This window comes from Nocardia sp. NPDC057663, from assembly GCF_042799895.1.
Lineage (GTDB): Bacteria > Actinomycetota > Actinomycetes > Mycobacteriales > Mycobacteriaceae > Nocardia.
Genome location: NZ_JBHVHX010000028.1, coordinates 23,017 through 39,858, shown reverse-complemented (window position 1 = coordinate 39,858; position 16,842 = coordinate 23,017). Strand labels below are relative to the sequence as shown.

Sequence of the window (16,842 nt, the reverse complement as noted above, 5' to 3'; positions counted from 1 at the left end):
CTCCAATCTGTTCGATGGCTTCGGAATTGGGCATTCCCGCGCCGTCGGCATGGGCCGCACCTGGCGGTCGGGGAAATGAGCGGCCGGCCCATGCTCACCGTCGATGGTCGGTGGTGCGCTCCGAGTGAGAGAGCTTGGTGTACAAGTGTCAGAATATGTGATAGACATCTGTCCAGACACTGAAGGGTCTCAGTTGGAAGGCCGCTTCCGGTCGTAGCGGAGGTTGACGGTCATGCACTCCCTCCGGAGAACGTGCAAGGTGAGGAGAGCCTGATGCAGCGGAGACCGAGTGCTCGATGTGATATCGAGTGTTGTCCGGATGCCCCAACGGTGTGCGGGCCGGGCATCGCGGGCGGTGTCGAGTGAGTCGACCGCAGATCATGGATGGCCGGGGGGCGGTGATTGTCGGCGGTAGTAGCGGTGTGGGATTTGCTGTGGCGAGCCTGCTGGCGATGAACGGTGCGGGAGTCGTGATCAACGGACGGGACGGGGCGGCTGTGGACCGAGCCGTCACCGAGATCCGTGCTGCGGGCGGCGCGGCGTGGGGTGTCGAAGGGTCGGCGGCCGATTCGCCGGTCGCGGACAAACTGGTCGGAACGTGTGTTGCCGAATGCGACGCGGTGGATGTGCTCGTCAATTGCGCCGGGATCGCGGAACCGTCCGGTTCCTCGATTCTTTCGATCGATCCGCGGGACTGGCAGGCGCAGTTGGATTCCCATCTTGCAACGACATTCACGACCTGCCGAATCGCCGCCCCGCGCATGGTGGCCCAGCAGCGTGGCTCGATCATCAACACCTCGTCCTTTGCGTTCCTCGGTGACTTCGGTGGTACCGGTTACGCCGCTGCGAAAGGCGCGGTCAACAGCCTCACGCTGGCGATCGCGGCTGAGTTGAAAGACCGGGCGGTGCGCGCGAATGTCGTCTGTCCGGGCGCTCGGACCCGGCTTTCCTCGGGGCCGGCGTACGAGGATCACCTACAGGAGCTGTACCGCCGCGGGATGATCGACCAGGTGACGATGGACGCGTCGCTGGATCCACCACCTGCTGACTACGCCGCCGCGTTGTATCTCTATCTGAGCAGTGCGTCGGCGGTGTCCATCACGGGCGAGATCTTCGTTGCCGCAGGAGGATTCGTGGGAAGGTATCGACGGCAGACTCCGCAGGTCCTGGGCTACCGCGATCACCGGACATCGCCGGTGTGGCCGATCGGGGACCTGCATCGAATGATCGCCACCGATGTGAGTGCCACGTAGTAGTCCGGCGGGTCGCCCCCTTTCGCGCCCGAGCTGGTCTGTCAGGCCACGGTTTCTGAGTGCAATTGATGAATCAAGTTCCATATCATCGGGATGGTTTCAATGGTGAAATTCAATCTGTCGGAAGTCTTCGCTGCTGTCGCCGCGGCGGTGCCTGATCGGGAATTCATAGTCTGGCGCGACCGGCGGATCAGCTATGGCGAGGCAGACCGGCGCAGCAGTGGATTCGCCAGCTTTCTCGCAGCTCGGGGGTTCGGTTGCCGGATCGAGCGGTCGTCGTTGGCCGGTCATGCCTCGGGCCAGGACCATGTCGGCATCTACCTGCGCAACTGCACCGAATATCCGGAGATTCTCGTCGGTGCCTACCGGTCGCGCACTGTGCCGTTCAACGTCAACTACCGCTACGTCGAAAGAGAGCTCGTCTACCTGTTGCGCGACGCTCAGGTCAAAGTGCTTGTCTATCAAGCGGAATTCGCCCCCCGGGTTGCGGCGATTCTCGACGAATTGCCCGGATCGGTGTTGCTCGTCCAAGTCGCCGACGGCAGTGACCATGAACTACTGCCGGGTGCCGTCGCCTACGAAGACGCGGTGTCGACTCCGCCGCCGCCGGACGGGCTCCCCGCACCTCGTGGCGAGGACCTGTACCTGCTGTACACCGGCGGCACGACGGGGATGCCGAAAGGGGTGCTGTGGCAGCAGGACGACATCTACATGGCCGCCATGGGTGGCACCCGGTTCGGCACCGGCGAGCAGCTCGGCTCCTACGCGGAGCTCGTCGAATCGGCACGTGCGACCGAGGGGTACTACCGGCTCGTGGTCGCCGCCCCGTTCATGCACGGGGCCGGCGGGTGGTTGCTGTTCCAGACGGTGACCCACGGGGGCACGCTGGTATTGCCCTCGGTCACGGACCGTTTCGACCCGGCCGCCGTGCTCCGGGCGGTGTCGCGGGAGAGCGTGATCGCGCTGCCGATCGTCGGTGACGCGATGGCTCGTCCGATCGCGGGTGAACTCGAAGCCGGTCACTACGACCTGGGCACGCTCGCCGCGGTGCACAACGCCGGCGCGCCACTCACCCCGACGGTTCGTCAGCGGCTGATGACCGCACTGGGCCGCGAGGTGACGGTGATCGACTCCGTGGGTTCTTCGGAATCCGGGATCCAGATGACACAGGTCTACGGTTCCGCCGACCCGCAAGCAGGCGGAAACTTCGCGCCTCAGAGCTCGGACACCGCCATCGTCGACGAAGAGATGAGCCGGGTGCTCACCGAGCCCGGGGCGCACGGCTGGCTGGCGCGGCGGGGCCGTATTCCGCTCGGATATCTCGACGACGAAGCGAAGACGGCACGGACGTTTCCCATTATCGACGGACAGCGCTGGGCGATCGCCGGAGATCGCGCGAATTTGCGCGACGGTGGCCAGATCGAATTGCTCGGCCGCGACAACCTGACCATCAATTCCGGCGGCGAGAAGATCTTCGTCGAGGAAGTCGAGCGGGCCATCGCGGCGCATCCTGGCGTATCGGATGTGGTGGTGGTCGGACGGACGTCGAGTCGATGGGGGAGCGAGGTCGTGGCGATCGTGGAACTGATGGATGACACCGTCACCGACGCGGAATTGCTCGCCGAAGGTGCGAAACACATCGCCCGCTACAAACTTCCGAAGGCGATTCTCCGATGTTCGGAAATCGTGCGATCGCCTACCGGGAAAGCGGATTACCGGTGGGCTCAGGACTTCGCGGTGCGCACGGGCATGGCCATGGGCTGAACGGAGGTACCGCCGACCTGGCGAGGGCTCTCCCGCCCTGTCGGCAATAGCTGGACTCCCGCGCCGATGTTGCATTGAACTCTAGTCCGAAATATGATTCGGACAGCTGTCTGTATGGTTGTCTGTCATCGGCATGCGACCTCGACCGCATCACCGCCACATGAATCGACTCCTCGGTTCCACAGACGTGAGGACACCCATGGCCTTCGTGATCACCCAACGTTGCTGCAACGACGCCAGCTGTGTGGTGGAGTGCCCCGTCGACTGCATTCGGCCCCGGCCGGACGAGCCGGCGTTCGCCACCGCCGAGATACTGCACATCGACCCCGATACCTGCATCGACTGCGGTGCGTGCGTGGAGGCGTGCCCGGTGGACGCCATTTTCGGTGCCGACGAACTGCCACCCGCCCTGGCGCGCTACGCCGACATCAATGCCGCCTATTTCGAGCGCAATCCACTCGACACCGCCGTCGCGGCAGCGCCGAACCCGATCCGCGTGCCACGGGAGTCGGCGACGCTGCGCGTGGCCGTCGTCGGCACGGGCCCGGCGGCCTGCTACGCGGCCGAGCAGCTTCTGGGGCGTGGCCGGGTCGAGATCGACATGTTCGACCGGCTGCCCGCGCCATGGGGGCTGGCCCGCTACGGCGTAGCCCCCGACCATCCCGAAACCCGCGGTGTGACTGACATGTTCAACGCCGCCTTCAAACGGGACGCGGTGCGGATGCACCTCAACGTCGACATCGGTCGAGACGTCACCCACGCCGAGTTGCTCGCGCACTTCCACGCCGTCATCTACGCCGTCGGGGCTTCCGGTGATCGCCGGCTGGGCATCCCCGGTGAGGATCTCGTGGGCAGCTACTCGGCGACCGAGTTCGTGGCCTGGTACAACGGACATCCCGACTTCGCCGACCGGCACTTCGATCTCTCGGGCGAACGCGCCGTCATCGTCGGCAACGGCAACGTAGCGCTCGATATCGCCCGCGTCCTCACCGCCGATCCGGCGACGCTGGGTCGCACGGACATCGCCGACAATGCGCTGGAAGCGCTGCGGCACAGCAATATTCGCGAAGTAGTTCTCCTCGGCCGCCGGGGTCTGCCGCACGCCGCGTTCACCGGGCCCGAGTTCCTGGCGCTGGGTGAGCTCGATGTCGACGTGGTGATCGATCCCGCCGACATCGATGGCGACGTGGCCGCGATGCTCGCGGATCCCTCGACCGATCCTGCGCTGCGGCTCAAGCTGACCTTGGCCGGGGAATACGCGCGACAGGCGGGCGCCGGTGATCGCAAGCGCATCGTCTTCCGGTTCCTCGTCTCCCCGGCCGAGGTGAGCGGCGCTGATTCGGTGGATGCGGTGCGGATCGTCCACAACGAGTTGCGGGCCTCGGCCGACGGCGCGACAGCTGTCGCTACCAACCGCACGGAAGTCGTACCCACCTCGCTGATCCTGCGGGCGGTCGGCTATCGAGGCAATCCGGTGCCCGATGTTCCGTTCGACTCCGCCGCGGGCGTGATTCCGCACCGGCGTGGCCGGGTGGTCGATGCGGCGGACTCGGTTGTACCCGGCGTCTACACCGCCGGCTGGATCAAGCGGGGCGCGCGCGGGGTCATCGGCACGAACCGGGGTGATGCCGAGGAGACGGTGACGGGGCTGATCGAGGACTTCCTCGCCGGCAGTCTGGCGGAGCCGGATCGAGATCGCGAGGCGTTCGAGGAACTGCTCACGCAGCGCTGCCCGCAGCGCATCGACCGTGGCGGCTGGATGGCGGTCGATGCCGCCGAGCGGGCCGAGGGTGCTCTGGCGGGGCGGCCCCGGGTCAAGTTCGTGCGCGCCGGGGAGATCGTTGACCTTGCGCGTCGCGGAATGTGAGCTCGTCGCGCCGAATTTCGCGATGAGCATTGTTATGGGCTCATGTCGGTGATAGTGTCCAGACACATGTCCAGTCAATTGTCCCTCCGGCCCGGTCGGATGACCGGGGACCGGGCACGCCCGCTACTGAATTCGAGGTACACGTGATGCCGTCGGCCGCAGTGGAGCCGTTCACGTTCGATCCGTACGACTACGCGTTTCACGACGATCCGTATCCGACCTACGAGCGCCTGCGCACGCAGAACCCGCTCTACCACAACGCGGATCTGGACTTCTGGGCCCTGTCGCGCCACGCCGATGTCATCGCCGGATTCCGTGACCACGTGCGCCTGTCCAGCGCCAACGGGGTCTCCCTCGATCCGGCTGCCTGGGGACCGCACGCCCACAAGACGATGTCGTTTCTGGCTATGGACGATCCGCGGCATATGCGGATGCGCAAGCTGGTGTTCAAGGGCTTCACGCCGCGCCGGGTCGCCGAGATGGACAGCCGAATCCACGAGCTGACCCTCGAGCACCTCGAACCGGCGCTGGCCGAGGGATCCTTCGACTGGATCGAGGACTTCGCGGGCAAACTGCCCATGGACGTCATCTCCGAACTCCTCGGTGTCCCGGTCGCCGACCGTGCTGAAGTGCGGCGGCTGGCCGATCTGGTGGTCCACCGCGACGACGGGGTGCTCGATATGCCCGCCGCGGCCATCGAGTCCGCGCTCGAACTCATCGTGTACTACAGCGAGATGGTCGCCCGCCGCAGGCAGCTGCCGACCGACGATCTCACCTCGGCCCTGCTCGACGCCGAGATCGACGGTGACCGGCTCACCGACGAGGAGATCATCGGGTTCATGTTCCTGATGGTGGTCGCGGGCAACGAGACCACCACCAAACTGCTGGGCAACGCGCTGTACTGGGCTGCGCGCACACCGGGCGAGTACGCCAAGGTGGTCGCCGCCCCGGACCTGGTGCCGGACTGGGTCGAGGAGACGCTGCGGTTCGACACCTCCAGTCAAATCGTCGCCCGCAACGCCACCACCGACATCGAGATGCACGGCCGGACGATCCCGGCAGGCGCGAAAGTGCTGCTGCTGATGGGGTCTGCCAACCGGGACTCCGCGGTGTTTCCCGACGGCGACGTCTTCCGGATCGACCGGCCGGAGAAGGGTGCGCTGGCCAGTTTCGGCGCCGGCGTGCACTTCTGCCTCGGCGCCCATCTGGCGCGGCTCGAGACCACCATCGCACTGCGCGAGTTCGCGTCCCGGGTCGGTGACTACGCGCTCGACGACGCCGGGATCGTGCGGGTGCATTCGACGAACGTGCGTGGCTTCGCCACGCTTCCCATCACTACGGAGGTCCGCTGATGCCCCGCTTCGCCCCCCACCCCGACTCCCGTCCGGCGCTCGTCGCGGGAGCATCATCCGGCATCGGCGCGGCCACCGCACAGGCGCTGGCCGAGACCGGCCATCCCGTCGTGCTGGGTGCACGTCGGCTCGACGAGTGCGAGATGTTGGCGGCCAAGATCCGCGCTGACGGCGGCCAGGCGCTGGCATATCGCCTCGATGTCACCGACACCGACTCCGTCGACAGCTTTGTCACCGCCGCGGAAGCCGAGTTCGGGCCGACCGAGATCCTCGTGTCCGGGGCCGGGAACCTGGTCTTCGGTCAGGTCCACGAATTGACCCCCGAACAGTTCCTGCGTCAGGTCGACGTCCACCTGGTCGGCCCGCAGCGGCTGGCCCACCGGGTGCTCCCGGGCATGATCGAGCGCGAACGTGGCGATTTCGTCATCATCAGCTCCGACACCGCGCCGTCGCCGCGCCCGCGTTCGGGCGCCTACCCCGCCGCGAAGGCGGGCCTGGAAGCGATGGCCCAGCAGTTGTGGATGGAGCTGGAGGGCACCGGCGTGCGCGCCTCGGTGGTACGGCCCGGCCCGACCAAGACCTCGATGGGTTCCGATACCACCGCCGAGATCATCGGGCCGGTTCTGCAGGACTGGGTCGCCTGGGGATTCGCCCGGCATTCCGAGATGCTGCGCGCGTCCAATCTGGCCGCGGCCGTCCTGGCCGTGGTGTCGGCGCCGCGCGGCGCGCATATCCGGCTGACCGAGGTGCAACCCGAGGCGCGAGTGCGGCCGAGGACTGACGGGAGCCTCGCATGAAAATCGTCGTCGACCTGGATCTGTGCCAGGGCCACGCGGTCTGCGCGGCCGAGGCACCTGAGGTCTTCACCGTGCCCCGTCGCGGCAAGGTCGAGATCCTCGACACCGATCCTGCGCCGGAAGCCCGTGCCGCGGTCATGGACGCCGCCCGCTACTGCCCCACTCGCGCGCTGTCGATCATCGACGGCGACGACAACTGACCTGCCCGATAAAACCCGAAAGGACTGAGAACATGGCTGCTTTCGATCGCGCCGAGCTCGACGAGATGGTGACCCGCTGGCTGCAGGCCAACAAGGACTGCGAGGCCGAGGGCGACTGGCGCCCGCTGGCGCAGTACTACACCGAGGACGCCACCTACGGCTGGAACTACGGTCCGACACAGGAATTCATGGCGGTCGGCCGTGACGAGATCCGCGACATCGCCATCGGTGTGGAAATGGACGGCCTCGAGGGCTGGACCTACCCGTATCAGGAGATGGTCGTCGACGACCGCAGCGGCACTGTGATCGGCTTCTGGAAGCAGGTCGCCGACACCACACGTCCCGACGGTAGCCACTACTCCCCGGCGGGTATCGGCGGCAGCTGGTTCCGCTACGGCGGCAATTTCCAGTGGTCCTGGCAGCGGGACTTCTTCGACTTCGGCAACGTGAGTTCGCTGTTCCTGGAGATGATGTCGGCCGACGTGCTGTCGGAGGGCATGAACAAGCGCATCACCCGGGCCGTCTCCGGTGACCCGCTGCCGGGCTGGTACAAGATCGGCGAAGCCCCGGTGCCGCTGTGGTGAGCGAACCGGACCGCGCGCGCAGCGGCTTCGCGGACCTGAGCCGGACCGAACTGGCGATCCTGGTGCCCGAACTGCTGCTGAGCGGGCACCTGATCGACCGCTCCGGGATGGCACACAGCATCGCGGCTTTCGGCCGCGAGGGCATGGCCGAGGTGGCCATCGAAGAATGGCAGGTGGCCAGCCCCGTCTACACCCGGCGGATGCAGCGCGCGCTCGGCTTCACCGGCGACGGAGTGGAGACGATCTTCAAAGGGCTGCAACTCGATATCGGGGCGCCACCGCAGTTCATGGACTTCCGCTACCGCGTGCACGACCACCGGCACGGCGAGTTCTGGCTCGATCACTGCGGCGCGCTCGCGGACGTGGAGCCCATGGGTGAGTCCTACGTGCGGTCGATGTGCCACGACATCGAGGACCCCACCTTCGACGCCACCGCCCTGGCCACCAACCCGCACGCCCAGGTGCGGCCGATCCATCGGCCGCCACGGGTGCCCGCCGACCGTCATCCGGTCTGCGCATGGACGGTTGTCATCGACGACTCGCATGTCCCGCCACCGGTTCCGGCCAACTTCGAGACCGTCGCGCGATCGCAAGCCGCCCAGGTGCTGCTGGATCCGATCGATCCACTCGACCCCGGACTCGGCGACTACGCGGGCCCGCTGCTCAGCGATCTGCGGTTCGGCGACTTCTCGCGCTCGGCGCTGATCCGCATGGCTGACGAGGTGTGCCTCCAGCACCACCTGCTGACCCTCGGGTTCCTCATCGCAGTCGGTGCCAGGGCCGAGGACGCAGCGGCCGCCGACATCGGGCGCAGGCAGTTCGCCGGCATCGCGGGCCTGACCGCCGAGCGGCTGCGCCTGGCACTGGGTCTCGGTGACGACGACGCCGCACTGGCCCAGGTGCTGCGGCGGCATCCGGCCTGGAACCCGCTGTGCTACACCGGCGTCCGTGTCGATCACGCCGATATCGGGGTGCGCGTGCGAATCCCGAAGCACAGCGGGGCCGCGACCGACAAGGTCTGGCCCGCGCTGATCGACGCCGCGCATCTGGCACCGTTGGAGGCGATGGCGCGCGGGGTGAATCCGCGTTTCACGGTCCACGTCATCGACGACACCGACGATGAACTCGCGGTCGGATTCCTCTTGGCGGAGAAGCCGTTCGCCGAGTCGGGCGATGTCGCCATCACCCGGTTCAGCACCGGTGCGAACTTCCAATTCGCCGACCGTGGCATTCCACTTCCGCTGACCGTGATCTGACAGCACCACCGAAAGATTGAATTCCTATGGCGTGCACCTTCGCTGACCTGTTCGAGCACGCGGTAGACGCGATGCCCGGGCGCACCGCGCTGATCCACGGCGATCGGCGCATCACCTTCGATGAACTCGACGCCCGGGCCAATCGCCTTGCCCACCATTTGATCTCGATCGGCGTCGGCCCCGGGGTCCATGTCGGATTCCAGATGCACAACAGCATCGAGACCATGGAAACGATCATCGCCTGCTTCAAAGTGCGGGCGGTGCCGATCAACATCAACTACCGCTACCGCGCCGAAGAATTGCGCTACCTCTACGACAACGCCGACATCCATACCCTGGTCTTCCACCGCAGCTATGCCGAGGCGGTCGAGCAGGCGCTGCGGCACGCGCCGCGGGTTCGCCACGCGATAGTCGTCGACGACGATCTGGGCAGCGATCACCTCGAAACCGGCGCGGTGCCCTACGAGTCCGTGCTCGCCGCATCGACGGCGCGGCCGCAGGCGGCCCGCAACGCCGACGACCTGTTCGTGATGTACACCGGCGGCACTACCGGCCTGCCCAAAGGCGTCATGTGGCGCCAGGAGGACATGTGGCGGGTCCTCGGCGGCGGTATCGACTTCTACACCGGGGAACCGGTGGTGGACGAGTTCGCGCAGTCGCGCGCCGGCGCGCTAGCCGATCCCACCCGGTGGCTGATCCTGCCGCCGCTGATTCACGCGGCGGGGATGATGCCCACCTTCGCCGCGCTCTGGAGCGGCAACACCATCGTCTACGAATCGAGATTCGACCCTGCCGTCATCTGGCGGACTGTGCAGCGGGAACGGCCCGCGATCATGGTCGTCACCGGTGACGCGATGGCCCGGCCACTGCTGGATGCGTACCGAATAGCGCTGCCGGACGCGAGCTCCCTCGTGGCCGTCGCCTCGGGTGCGGCATTGCTGTCCCAGCCGGTGAAGAACGAACTGCTCGAACAGTTCCCGTTCGCCGTGGTCACCGATTCCATCGGATCGTCGGAGACCGGATTCGGTGGCATCGGCTTCGCGACCAAGCACGATGATCCGGGGCGAGGTCCGCGGGTGCAGACCGGCCGCGGTGCCGTGGTCGTAGACGAGGACGGCCGCCCGGTCGCAGTGGGGGAACAAGGCTGGCTGGCGAAGACGGGCGCGGTGCCGCTGGGCTATTACAAGGACGACGAGAAGTCCCGGAAGCTGTTCAAGACCGTCGACGGCGCCCGGATGGTGGTCACCGACGATCGTGCTCGCGTGGAGGACGACGGCTCCATCACGCTCATCGGGCGCGGCAATATGGTGATCAACACCGGCGGCGAGAAAGTCTTCGTGGAAGAGGTCGAGAGCGTGCTGAAAGCGCACCCGGCGGTGTTCGACGCGGTGGTTGTCGGCATCACGCACGAAAGATGGGGACAGCAAGTCGCGGCGGTGATGTCACTGTCGGCGGGGACCGAACCCGACTTCGCATCGATCATCGCCCACGCGCGCACCCATCTCGCCGGCTACAAGGTGCCACGGACACTGTGGATCGCGCAGACGGTGACTCGTTCGCCCAGTGGCAAACCTGACTATCGCTGGGCCGAGAACTACACCACCGACCGCGATCCCGACTTCCGGGTCGCGACATCGGCTCGCCGTTGAACCGGCGCTGAACCTGGCGCATGTTGTTGCACGCCCGCACGGCGCTCTGTCGTCTGGGCGTGCAACAACTGTTTTGTGACCAGCTGTTCCCGGTCCGCGACCGGTCACTTCGGTACGAACCGGTAGCTCGGCTCAATGGCCGGTGACCGGCTGTTCCGGAGCTTGCGCAGCATGCAACTCGAGTATCCGCGAGCTGTATCCCGTGGCCGCATCGATGAGCGCATCGGTGTATACCCGTTCGAGCAGGTCGACGGATTCGGCATCGGCATCGGGTCCAAGGGCAGTCAGGGCACGTCGGCGAACACGAGCGCTCAGCCGATCCCGTAACGCGGTGATCCTGGGGTTGTCGCCGAGATCGGCGGCCTCATCCGCCATGCGAGAGATCGTGAGCGGCATGGAGGTGTCGTCGGGGTCGAGACCGGCCGCGACCGTGAGCCTGGCCGGTGGGGGGCTGTGCGCGGCCAATGACAGGCTGCGCCATATCGTCTCGGCCGCGAGTCGTTCGCGCGAGCCGAAATAGGCCCGCACGGTGGCTGTCGTGATTTCGGCGTCGTCGGCGACAGCGCGGAGGCTGAGACCGTCGAAGCCGTTGCGGGACAGGACGCGAATCGTGGCATCCAGGATTCGCGCGCGGGTCTCGGCCTCGTCGTCGGGAATCCGTCGGTCAATTTCAGCGGTGGAAGACACTGTTTCGGACACAAGTCTAGATGCTATTCTGGACACCACTGCAAGGCAATGGATAGTGGCTGAGACAACGGTCATATCGCCCAGGAGGTGCGGAAACTTGATGAGTAGGCAACAGAGCATCGGCGGGCGGCGGTCATGAGTGTGAGTCCAACCTCGACCGCGGCGCGCACGATCGCCATCACGGGAGGTGCGCGCGGAATCGGGCGGGCCATCGCCGCCGAGCTGGCGACGCGCGGGTGCTCGGTCGTCATCGGCGACATCGATCTCGACACGGCGGCCGACACTGCAGCAGCTCTCGGGCTCGCGGGCGCCTTCGCGCTCGATGTCACCGACCCGGCCTCGTTCGAGCGCTTTCTCGGCAGTGCGGAGAAGGCGGTCGGCCCCCTCGATGTCCTGATCAACAATGCCGGGGTCATGCCGGTCGGGCCCTTTGTCGAAGAATCCGACGACATCACCCGCCGGATACTCGACATCAACGTCTACGGCGTCATCGCCGGTACGAAACTGGCTCTGCCGCAGATGCTCTCGCGTCGGCGCGGGCACATCGTGAACATCTCCTCACTCGCCGGAGAGAACCCGACCCCGGGGATGGCTACCTACTGCGCCAGCAAGCAGGCGGTGCTGAGCTTCACCGAAACAATGCGCCGGGAACACCGTGGCCGTGGTGTGCACTTCTCGGCGGTCCTGCCGACCTTCACCCGCACCGAGATGATCGCCGGGACGCGCGCGCCTTTCGGGCTGCTGGCCGAACCCGAGGACGTCGCCCGGGCTGTCGCGGGCCTGGTTGCACGACCACGTCGGCGGGTCACAGTGACGCGCCGAGCCGGCTGGCTGGCCGCGATGGACAAGGTGACGCCACGGTTGATCAGTGAATTCATGGTCCGGAGGCTCGGTATCGACCACACCTTCCTCGACGGCGTCGACCAGTCCGCACGCCGCAGCTACAACGAGCGCCTCATTCGCTGACCATTTCACCGCCGGTTCGGCGACAGGCGTGGCACAATTACCGTCTGGACAGATGTCGGTGTAGTATTCGGACATATGTCTGCACCTGCGTCGAACCCCATGGAAGCCACCCGACGTCGCCTGACTGGAAAACAGGCCGAGACCGTTGCCCGGCTGACCAGCGCCGCCGTCGTCGTGGTGGCTCGGGAAGGCTACGCGGCCACCACTATCCGGTTGATCGCTGCCGAGGCCGGGGTCGGCACGGCCACCGCGTACACCTACTTCTCCTCGAAGGATCACATCATCGCCGAGGTGTACTGGCGGCGGTTCGCCGCCGCGGAACCCGAGGAGCTCCCCGACGCCGATGCCGCGACCCGCGCCATCGCGGTGCTTCGGCAGGTATCCACGCTGGTCGCCGACGAGCCCGCCCTGGCTGCCGCGATGAGCCAAGCCCTGCTCGGCGAGGACCCCGATGTCGCGCATCTGCGGGTCCGGATCGGCATGGCACTACACGAGCGCCTGGTCGAGGCGCTGGGTTCGGAGAACACCGAGGACCTCGAGGACCTCGAGTTGCTGTACTACGGCGCGATGCTGCAGGCGGGAATGGGGCATCTGACATACGCCGCGGTGGCCGATCGCTTGGAGCGGTGCGCTCGTCGCCTGTTGGGGTGACTCGCGATCCAGTCGATCGCGAGTCACCGCCGTATCATCGTGTCACCAGCCTCGGGCGATCCACTCGTCGAGATGGGGGGCCGCGGTGCCCATCTCGGTACTCAAACCATGGCCGGTCAGCACAGCCGTTTCGGGTGGCAGACTGAACAGGCGGTCTCGAATCGAGCCGATGATGGTGGGGAAATCCGAGAAGGAGCGCCCGGTCGCGCCCGGGCCGCCGGCGAAGAGCGTATCGCCACTGAACAGGGCCGATAGTTCCGGCGCCCATACCGATATCGACCCAGGGGAGTGGCCTGGCGTATGGATGATGTGTAATTCGGTGCCGGCCACGGTGATTCGCAGGCCGTCCTCGATCGGCTGGTATCGCACGGTCGGATGAACCGCACGCCAGAGCATGTCGTCACCGGGATGCACCAGCACCGGGGCGTCGACCGATCGGGCAAGCGTGGGCGCGACGCCGATGTGATCATTGTGCGCGTGCGTGCAGACGATCGCGCGGACCGCTCGCCCGGCGATCGCCTCGCGAATCGCCGCGGCATCATGGGCTGCGTCGATGACGACAACCTCGGTGGCGTCCCCGACCACCCACACATTGTTGTCGACCGCCCAGCTGCCACCGTCGAGTTCGAAGGTTCCCGAGGTGATCACCTGCCGGATGTGCTCAGTGGACTGCGCGGCGGTGGAATCGGTGGTCACCAGGTGACCACCGAGCGCAGGACCCGGCCGGACTTCATCGTGGCAAAGGCCTTCTCCACCTCGTCGAGCCCGATCCGTTCGGTGACGAACAGGTCCAGCGGCAGACGCCCCTGGCGATACAGTTCGATCAGGACAGGGAAGTCGCGTTCGGGTAGGCAGTCGCCGTACCAGGACGATTTCAGTGCGCCACCATGGGAGAACAGGTCCAGCAGCGGCATGTCCAGGCGCATGTCCGGAGTCGGTACCCCGACCAGGACGACCGTCCCCGCCAGGTCCCGCGCGTAGAAGGCCTGCCGCCAGGTCTCGGGTCGGCCCACCGCATCGATCACGACATCGGCACCGAAACCGCTGGTGTAGTCCTTGATTCGCTCGACCGCATCGTGCGCGGTGGCGTCGACGAAGTGTGTGGCGCCGAGTTCGGCGGCGGCGGACAGTTTCGTCGCGTCACGGTCGACCGCGATGATGGTGGTGGCACCCGCGAGTTTCGCACCGGCGACCGCTGCCGCGCCGACGCCGCCGCATCCGATCACTGCCACGGTGTCGCCCCGGCCGACCGCGCCGGTGTTGAGCGCCGCGCCCAGGCCGGCCATCACACCGCACCCGAGCAGGCCGGCCACGGCTGGGTCGGTAGCGGAATCGACTATGGTGCACTGCTTTTCGTGGACGAGAGTTTTGTCGGCGAACGCCCCGACACCGAGCGCGGGCGTGAGCTCCGTGCCGTCTTCTAGGGTCATCCGACGCTCGGCGTTGGCAGTGTCGAAGCAGTACCACGGACGCCCGCGCCGGCACGCGCGGCAGGCGCCGCACACCGCACGCCAGTTCAGGACGACGAAATCGCCGACCGCGACATGGGTGACGTCGGCGCCGACTCGGTCGACGACGCCTGCGGCCTCATGGCCGAGCAGGAACGGGAACTCGTCGTTGATTCCGCCCTCGCGGTAGGTGAGGTCGGTATGGCACACGCCGCAGGCCAGCACCCGGACCACGACGTCGTGTGCGCCGGGATCGGGGAGGCTGATCTGGACCATTTCTACGGCGGCGCCGGGATGGCGGGCGATGATGCCCCGGACCGTTTCGGTCATTGTCGCTGCTCCTTCGGGGCGGTTACGAGCCGTTGTGGGCCACCGCGGTCACCAGACCGCCGTCGACGATGAATTCCGACCCGGTCGAGTAAGACGATTCGTCACTGGCCAGGAACACCACGAACGGCGACACTTCGCTGGATTGGGCGGGCCTGCCGAGCGGGATATTGAGCAGGTCGTTCGGGATGCGCTCGGTCATGGGAGTGCGAATGAGGCCGGGGTGCAGTGAGTTCACCCGGATGTTGTGGGGGGCCAGTTCCAGCGCGGCGGATTTCGACAATCCCCGCACCGCCCATTTGGACGCCACATACCCGTGTGCCCAGGGCGCGCCGCGCAGCCCCTCGATCGAGGAGACGTTGATGATCGAGCCGCCACCCGCGGCGATCATCGCGTCGACCGAGGCGCGGATACCGAGGAAGGTCCCGGTGAGGTTGACGTCGATGATCCGCTGCCACTTGGCCATATCGAACTTCTGAATCGGCCCGCCGTTGACGATGCCCGCATTGTTGACCAGCACATTCAGCGTGCCGAAACGGTTCACCGCCTGCGTGACCGCAGCCTCCCACTGCTCCAGGTCGGCGACGTCGAGGTGCGCGTACAGCGCTGCGTCACCGAGTGATTCGGCCAGCGCCCGGCCCTCGTCGTCGAGTATGTCGCCGATGACGACCTTGGCGCCTTCGGCGACCAGTGCGCGCGCGTGTTCTGCGCCCATCCCGCGTGCGCCGCCGCTGATGATGGCAACTTTTCCGTCTACACGTCCCATGCGGGAGAGGCTAACATGCAAGCTGGAATGAAATCCAGACTAGTGTCTGGAATCAAGAGTGGACGAGTGTTTGCGTCGTGTGTCGCGATCGTTCGCTCGCGGAATGAGGAGGACGGATGCCTATCCGTGTCGCCCATGTGGGCACCGGAAACGTCGGCCGGCTGGCGCTGGCCGGTCTGATCGAGAGCCCTGACTACACATTGACCGGGGTCTGTGTGTCGTCACCGGAGAAACTCGGCCGGGATGCCGGGGACCTCGCGGGATTAGGGGTCACCACCGGGATTGCCGCGGTCGGTGACCTCGACGACCTTCTGGCCACCGATCCGCACTGCGTCGTCTACTGCGCCATGGGTGACACTCGCTTGAAGGAAGCGATCGAGGACTGCCGGCGCCTGCTCGCCGCCGGTGTGAATGTCGTGGGTTCGGCGCCGGGAATGCTGCAGCATCCCTGGAACGTGCTCCCGCCCACAATCATCGCGAAGGTGGAAGATGCTGCTGAGCAGGGTGATTCGAGCCTGTTCATCACCGGCGTGGATCCGGGATTCGCCAATGATCTGCTGCCGCTGGCGCTGACCGGAACGTGCCAGACCGTCGAGCAGGTGCGCTGCCTCGAGATCGCCGATTACGCCACCTACGACGGCGCGACCGTGATGTTCGACGTGATGGGCTTCGGGCAGCCGCTCGACGAGGTCCCGATGTTGCTGCAGCCGGGCATTCTCAGTCTCGCCTGGGGGCCCGCGATCCAGCAACTCGCCGCGGGGCTCGGTCTCACGCTGGACGCGATCACCGAGGACTACGAGCGGGTTGCGGCGCCGACCGGGTTCGATATCGCGGCCGGGCACATTCCCGAAGGGGGGTTGGCCGCGTTGCGCTTCCAGGTCCGCGGCATGGTCGCGGACCGGCCGGTGATCGTCGTCGAACACATCACCAGGCTGCGTGAGGACCTGTGCCCCGACTGGCCGCGACCCGCGCAGGAGGGGGGCTCCTATCGCGTCGAGATCGTCGGTGAGCCCTCGTATCACGTCGACATCTGTCCGACCAGCCGCAACGGGGACCACAACCACGCCGCGATCGTCGCCGCCGCGGGCCGCATCGTGAACGCGATCCCCTCCGTCGTGACCGCGCCGTCCGGTATCCGGACGACGCTGGATCTTCCGCTGGTCACTCGCCCCGGACGGTTCGTCGAGGCCGCGGCACGAGTCTGACGGCACCGCCGGGGGGGGGGGGGGCGCGGGGGGGGGGGGGCCCCCCCCCCGCGGGGGGGGGTTGGGGGGT

The 16,842-nt window shown here is 66.7% G+C and carries 16 protein-coding genes; 12 read left to right on the top strand and 4 right to left on the bottom strand.

Annotation, left to right across the window (positions count from 1 at the left end; translation table 11 throughout):
• Positions 1-362 precede the first annotated feature (362 nt).
• From ACFVAV_RS32845 to ACFVAV_RS32805, 9 genes are all read left to right on the top strand, one after another.
• Entirely contained in the window at positions 363-1,253 is an 891-nt protein-coding gene (locus ACFVAV_RS32845) for an SDR family NAD(P)-dependent oxidoreductase (RefSeq protein ID WP_379039506.1), read from the top strand.
• Positions 1,254-1,355: 102 nt separating this feature from the next.
• On the top strand, positions 1,356-3,017 hold the full coding sequence (locus tag ACFVAV_RS32840) for an AMP-binding protein (RefSeq protein ID WP_379039485.1): 1,662 nt from the start codon (positions 1,356-1,358) through the stop codon (positions 3,015-3,017).
• A gap of 199 nt (positions 3,018-3,216) precedes the next feature.
• A complete protein-coding gene (locus tag ACFVAV_RS32835) occupies positions 3,217-4,884 on the top strand; it encodes an FAD-dependent oxidoreductase (protein WP_379039484.1) in 1,668 nt (555 codons plus the stop codon).
• A 146-nt stretch (positions 4,885-5,030) separates the two neighbouring features.
• Positions 5,031-6,236: a cytochrome P450 gene (locus ACFVAV_RS32830; RefSeq protein WP_379039483.1), complete on the top strand. Its 1,206-nt coding sequence runs from the start codon at positions 5,031-5,033 to the stop codon at positions 6,234-6,236.
• A complete protein-coding gene (locus tag ACFVAV_RS32825) occupies positions 6,236-7,033 on the top strand; it encodes an SDR family oxidoreductase (RefSeq protein ID WP_379039481.1) in 798 nt (265 codons plus the stop codon). Before ACFVAV_RS32830 ends, ACFVAV_RS32825 begins: the two co-directional genes overlap by 1 nt.
• The gene (locus ACFVAV_RS32820) at positions 7,030-7,233 is read left to right on the top strand and encodes a ferredoxin (RefSeq protein WP_355280367.1); all 204 of its coding nucleotides are present in this window, start codon (positions 7,030-7,032) and stop codon (positions 7,231-7,233) included. Before ACFVAV_RS32825 ends, ACFVAV_RS32820 begins: the two co-directional genes overlap by 4 nt.
• Before the next feature lie 32 nt (positions 7,234-7,265).
• Positions 7,266-7,817: a nuclear transport factor 2 family protein gene (locus ACFVAV_RS32815; RefSeq protein WP_379039480.1), complete on the top strand. Its 552-nt coding sequence runs from the start codon at positions 7,266-7,268 to the stop codon at positions 7,815-7,817.
• Complete coding sequence (locus tag ACFVAV_RS32810; RefSeq protein ID WP_379039478.1) at positions 7,814-9,073, top strand: hypothetical protein; 1,260 nt, start codon at positions 7,814-7,816, stop codon at positions 9,071-9,073. Before ACFVAV_RS32815 ends, ACFVAV_RS32810 begins: the two co-directional genes overlap by 4 nt.
• 26 nt (positions 9,074-9,099) lie before the next feature.
• Positions 9,100-10,722 carry an acyl-CoA synthetase gene (locus tag ACFVAV_RS32805; protein WP_379039477.1) on the top strand — a complete coding sequence of 541 codons (1,623 nt, stop codon included), beginning with the start codon at positions 9,100-9,102 and terminating at the stop codon, positions 10,720-10,722.
• Between the two features lie 132 nt (positions 10,723-10,854).
• On the opposite strand, the gene ACFVAV_RS32800 is transcribed toward ACFVAV_RS32805, so the two are convergent.
• A complete protein-coding gene (locus ACFVAV_RS32800) occupies positions 10,855-11,484 on the bottom strand; it encodes a TetR/AcrR family transcriptional regulator (protein ID WP_379039476.1) in 630 nt (209 codons plus the stop codon).
• A 60-nt stretch (positions 11,485-11,544) separates the two neighbouring features.
• Between ACFVAV_RS32800 and ACFVAV_RS32795 the strand changes: the two genes are divergently transcribed.
• Both ACFVAV_RS32795 and ACFVAV_RS32790 read left to right on the top strand, forming a co-directional pair.
• A complete protein-coding gene (locus ACFVAV_RS32795; RefSeq protein ID WP_379039475.1) occupies positions 11,545-12,375 on the top strand; it encodes an SDR family oxidoreductase in 831 nt (276 codons plus the stop codon).
• A gap of 75 nt (positions 12,376-12,450) precedes the next feature.
• Positions 12,451-13,026: a TetR/AcrR family transcriptional regulator gene (locus tag ACFVAV_RS32790; RefSeq protein ID WP_379039474.1), complete on the top strand. Its 576-nt coding sequence runs from the start codon at positions 12,451-12,453 to the stop codon at positions 13,024-13,026.
• Between the two features lie 42 nt (positions 13,027-13,068).
• Here ACFVAV_RS32790 and ACFVAV_RS32785 read toward each other — a convergent pair whose 3' ends face one another.
• The 3 genes from ACFVAV_RS32785 to ACFVAV_RS32775 are packed head-to-tail and all read right to left on the bottom strand — an operon-like array spanning position 13,069 to position 15,567.
• Positions 13,069-13,722 (bottom strand): MBL fold metallo-hydrolase, encoded by a 654-nt coding sequence (locus ACFVAV_RS32785; RefSeq protein ID WP_379039473.1) that lies wholly within the window; start codon positions 13,720-13,722, stop codon positions 13,069-13,071.
• Entirely contained in the window at positions 13,719-14,804 is a 1,086-nt protein-coding gene (locus ACFVAV_RS32780) for an S-(hydroxymethyl)mycothiol dehydrogenase (protein WP_379039472.1), read from the bottom strand. Before ACFVAV_RS32780 ends, ACFVAV_RS32785 begins: the two co-directional genes overlap by 4 nt.
• Before the next feature lie 22 nt (positions 14,805-14,826).
• Positions 14,827-15,567, bottom strand: coding sequence for a glucose 1-dehydrogenase (locus ACFVAV_RS32775; protein ID WP_379039471.1), 741 nt, complete (start codon positions 15,565-15,567; stop codon positions 14,827-14,829).
• Positions 15,568-15,683: 116 nt separating this feature from the next.
• Between ACFVAV_RS32775 and ACFVAV_RS32770 the strand changes: the two genes are divergently transcribed.
• On the top strand, positions 15,684-16,772 hold the full coding sequence (locus tag ACFVAV_RS32770) for a diacylglycerol kinase (RefSeq protein WP_379039470.1): 1,089 nt from the start codon (positions 15,684-15,686) through the stop codon (positions 16,770-16,772).
• The last annotated feature ends 70 nt before the right edge of the window (positions 16,773-16,842 follow it).

Bases quoted from the DNA above. Each gene is read 5' to 3' on its own strand.
- ACFVAV_RS32840 (WP_379039485.1), top strand. From the start codon at position 1,356: ATGGTGAAATTCAATCTGTCGGAAGTCTTCGCTGCTGTCGCCGCGGCG.
- ACFVAV_RS32835 (WP_379039484.1), top strand. From the start codon at position 3,217: ATGGCCTTCGTGATCACCCAACGTTGCTGCAACGACGCCAGCTGTGTG.
- ACFVAV_RS32830 (WP_379039483.1), top strand. From the start codon at position 5,031: ATGCCGTCGGCCGCAGTGGAGCCGTTCACGTTCGATCCGTACGACTAC.
- ACFVAV_RS32825 (WP_379039481.1), top strand. From the start codon at position 6,236: ATGCCCCGCTTCGCCCCCCACCCCGACTCCCGTCCGGCGCTCGTCGCG.
- ACFVAV_RS32820 (WP_355280367.1), top strand. From the start codon at position 7,030: ATGAAAATCGTCGTCGACCTGGATCTGTGCCAGGGCCACGCGGTCTGC.
- ACFVAV_RS32815 (WP_379039480.1), top strand. From the start codon at position 7,266: ATGGCTGCTTTCGATCGCGCCGAGCTCGACGAGATGGTGACCCGCTGG.
- ACFVAV_RS32805 (WP_379039477.1), top strand. From the start codon at position 9,100: ATGGCGTGCACCTTCGCTGACCTGTTCGAGCACGCGGTAGACGCGATG.
- ACFVAV_RS32800 (WP_379039476.1), bottom strand. From the start codon at position 11,484: ATGACCGTTGTCTCAGCCACTATCCATTGCCTTGCAGTGGTGTCCAGA.
- ACFVAV_RS32795 (WP_379039475.1), top strand. From the start codon at position 11,545: ATGAGTGTGAGTCCAACCTCGACCGCGGCGCGCACGATCGCCATCACG.
- ACFVAV_RS32790 (WP_379039474.1), top strand. From the start codon at position 12,451: ATGTCTGCACCTGCGTCGAACCCCATGGAAGCCACCCGACGTCGCCTG.
- ACFVAV_RS32780 (WP_379039472.1), bottom strand. From the start codon at position 14,804: ATGACCGAAACGGTCCGGGGCATCATCGCCCGCCATCCCGGCGCCGCC.
- ACFVAV_RS32775 (WP_379039471.1), bottom strand. From the start codon at position 15,567: ATGGGACGTGTAGACGGAAAAGTTGCCATCATCAGCGGCGGCGCACGC.
- ACFVAV_RS32770 (WP_379039470.1), top strand. From the start codon at position 15,684: ATGCCTATCCGTGTCGCCCATGTGGGCACCGGAAACGTCGGCCGGCTG.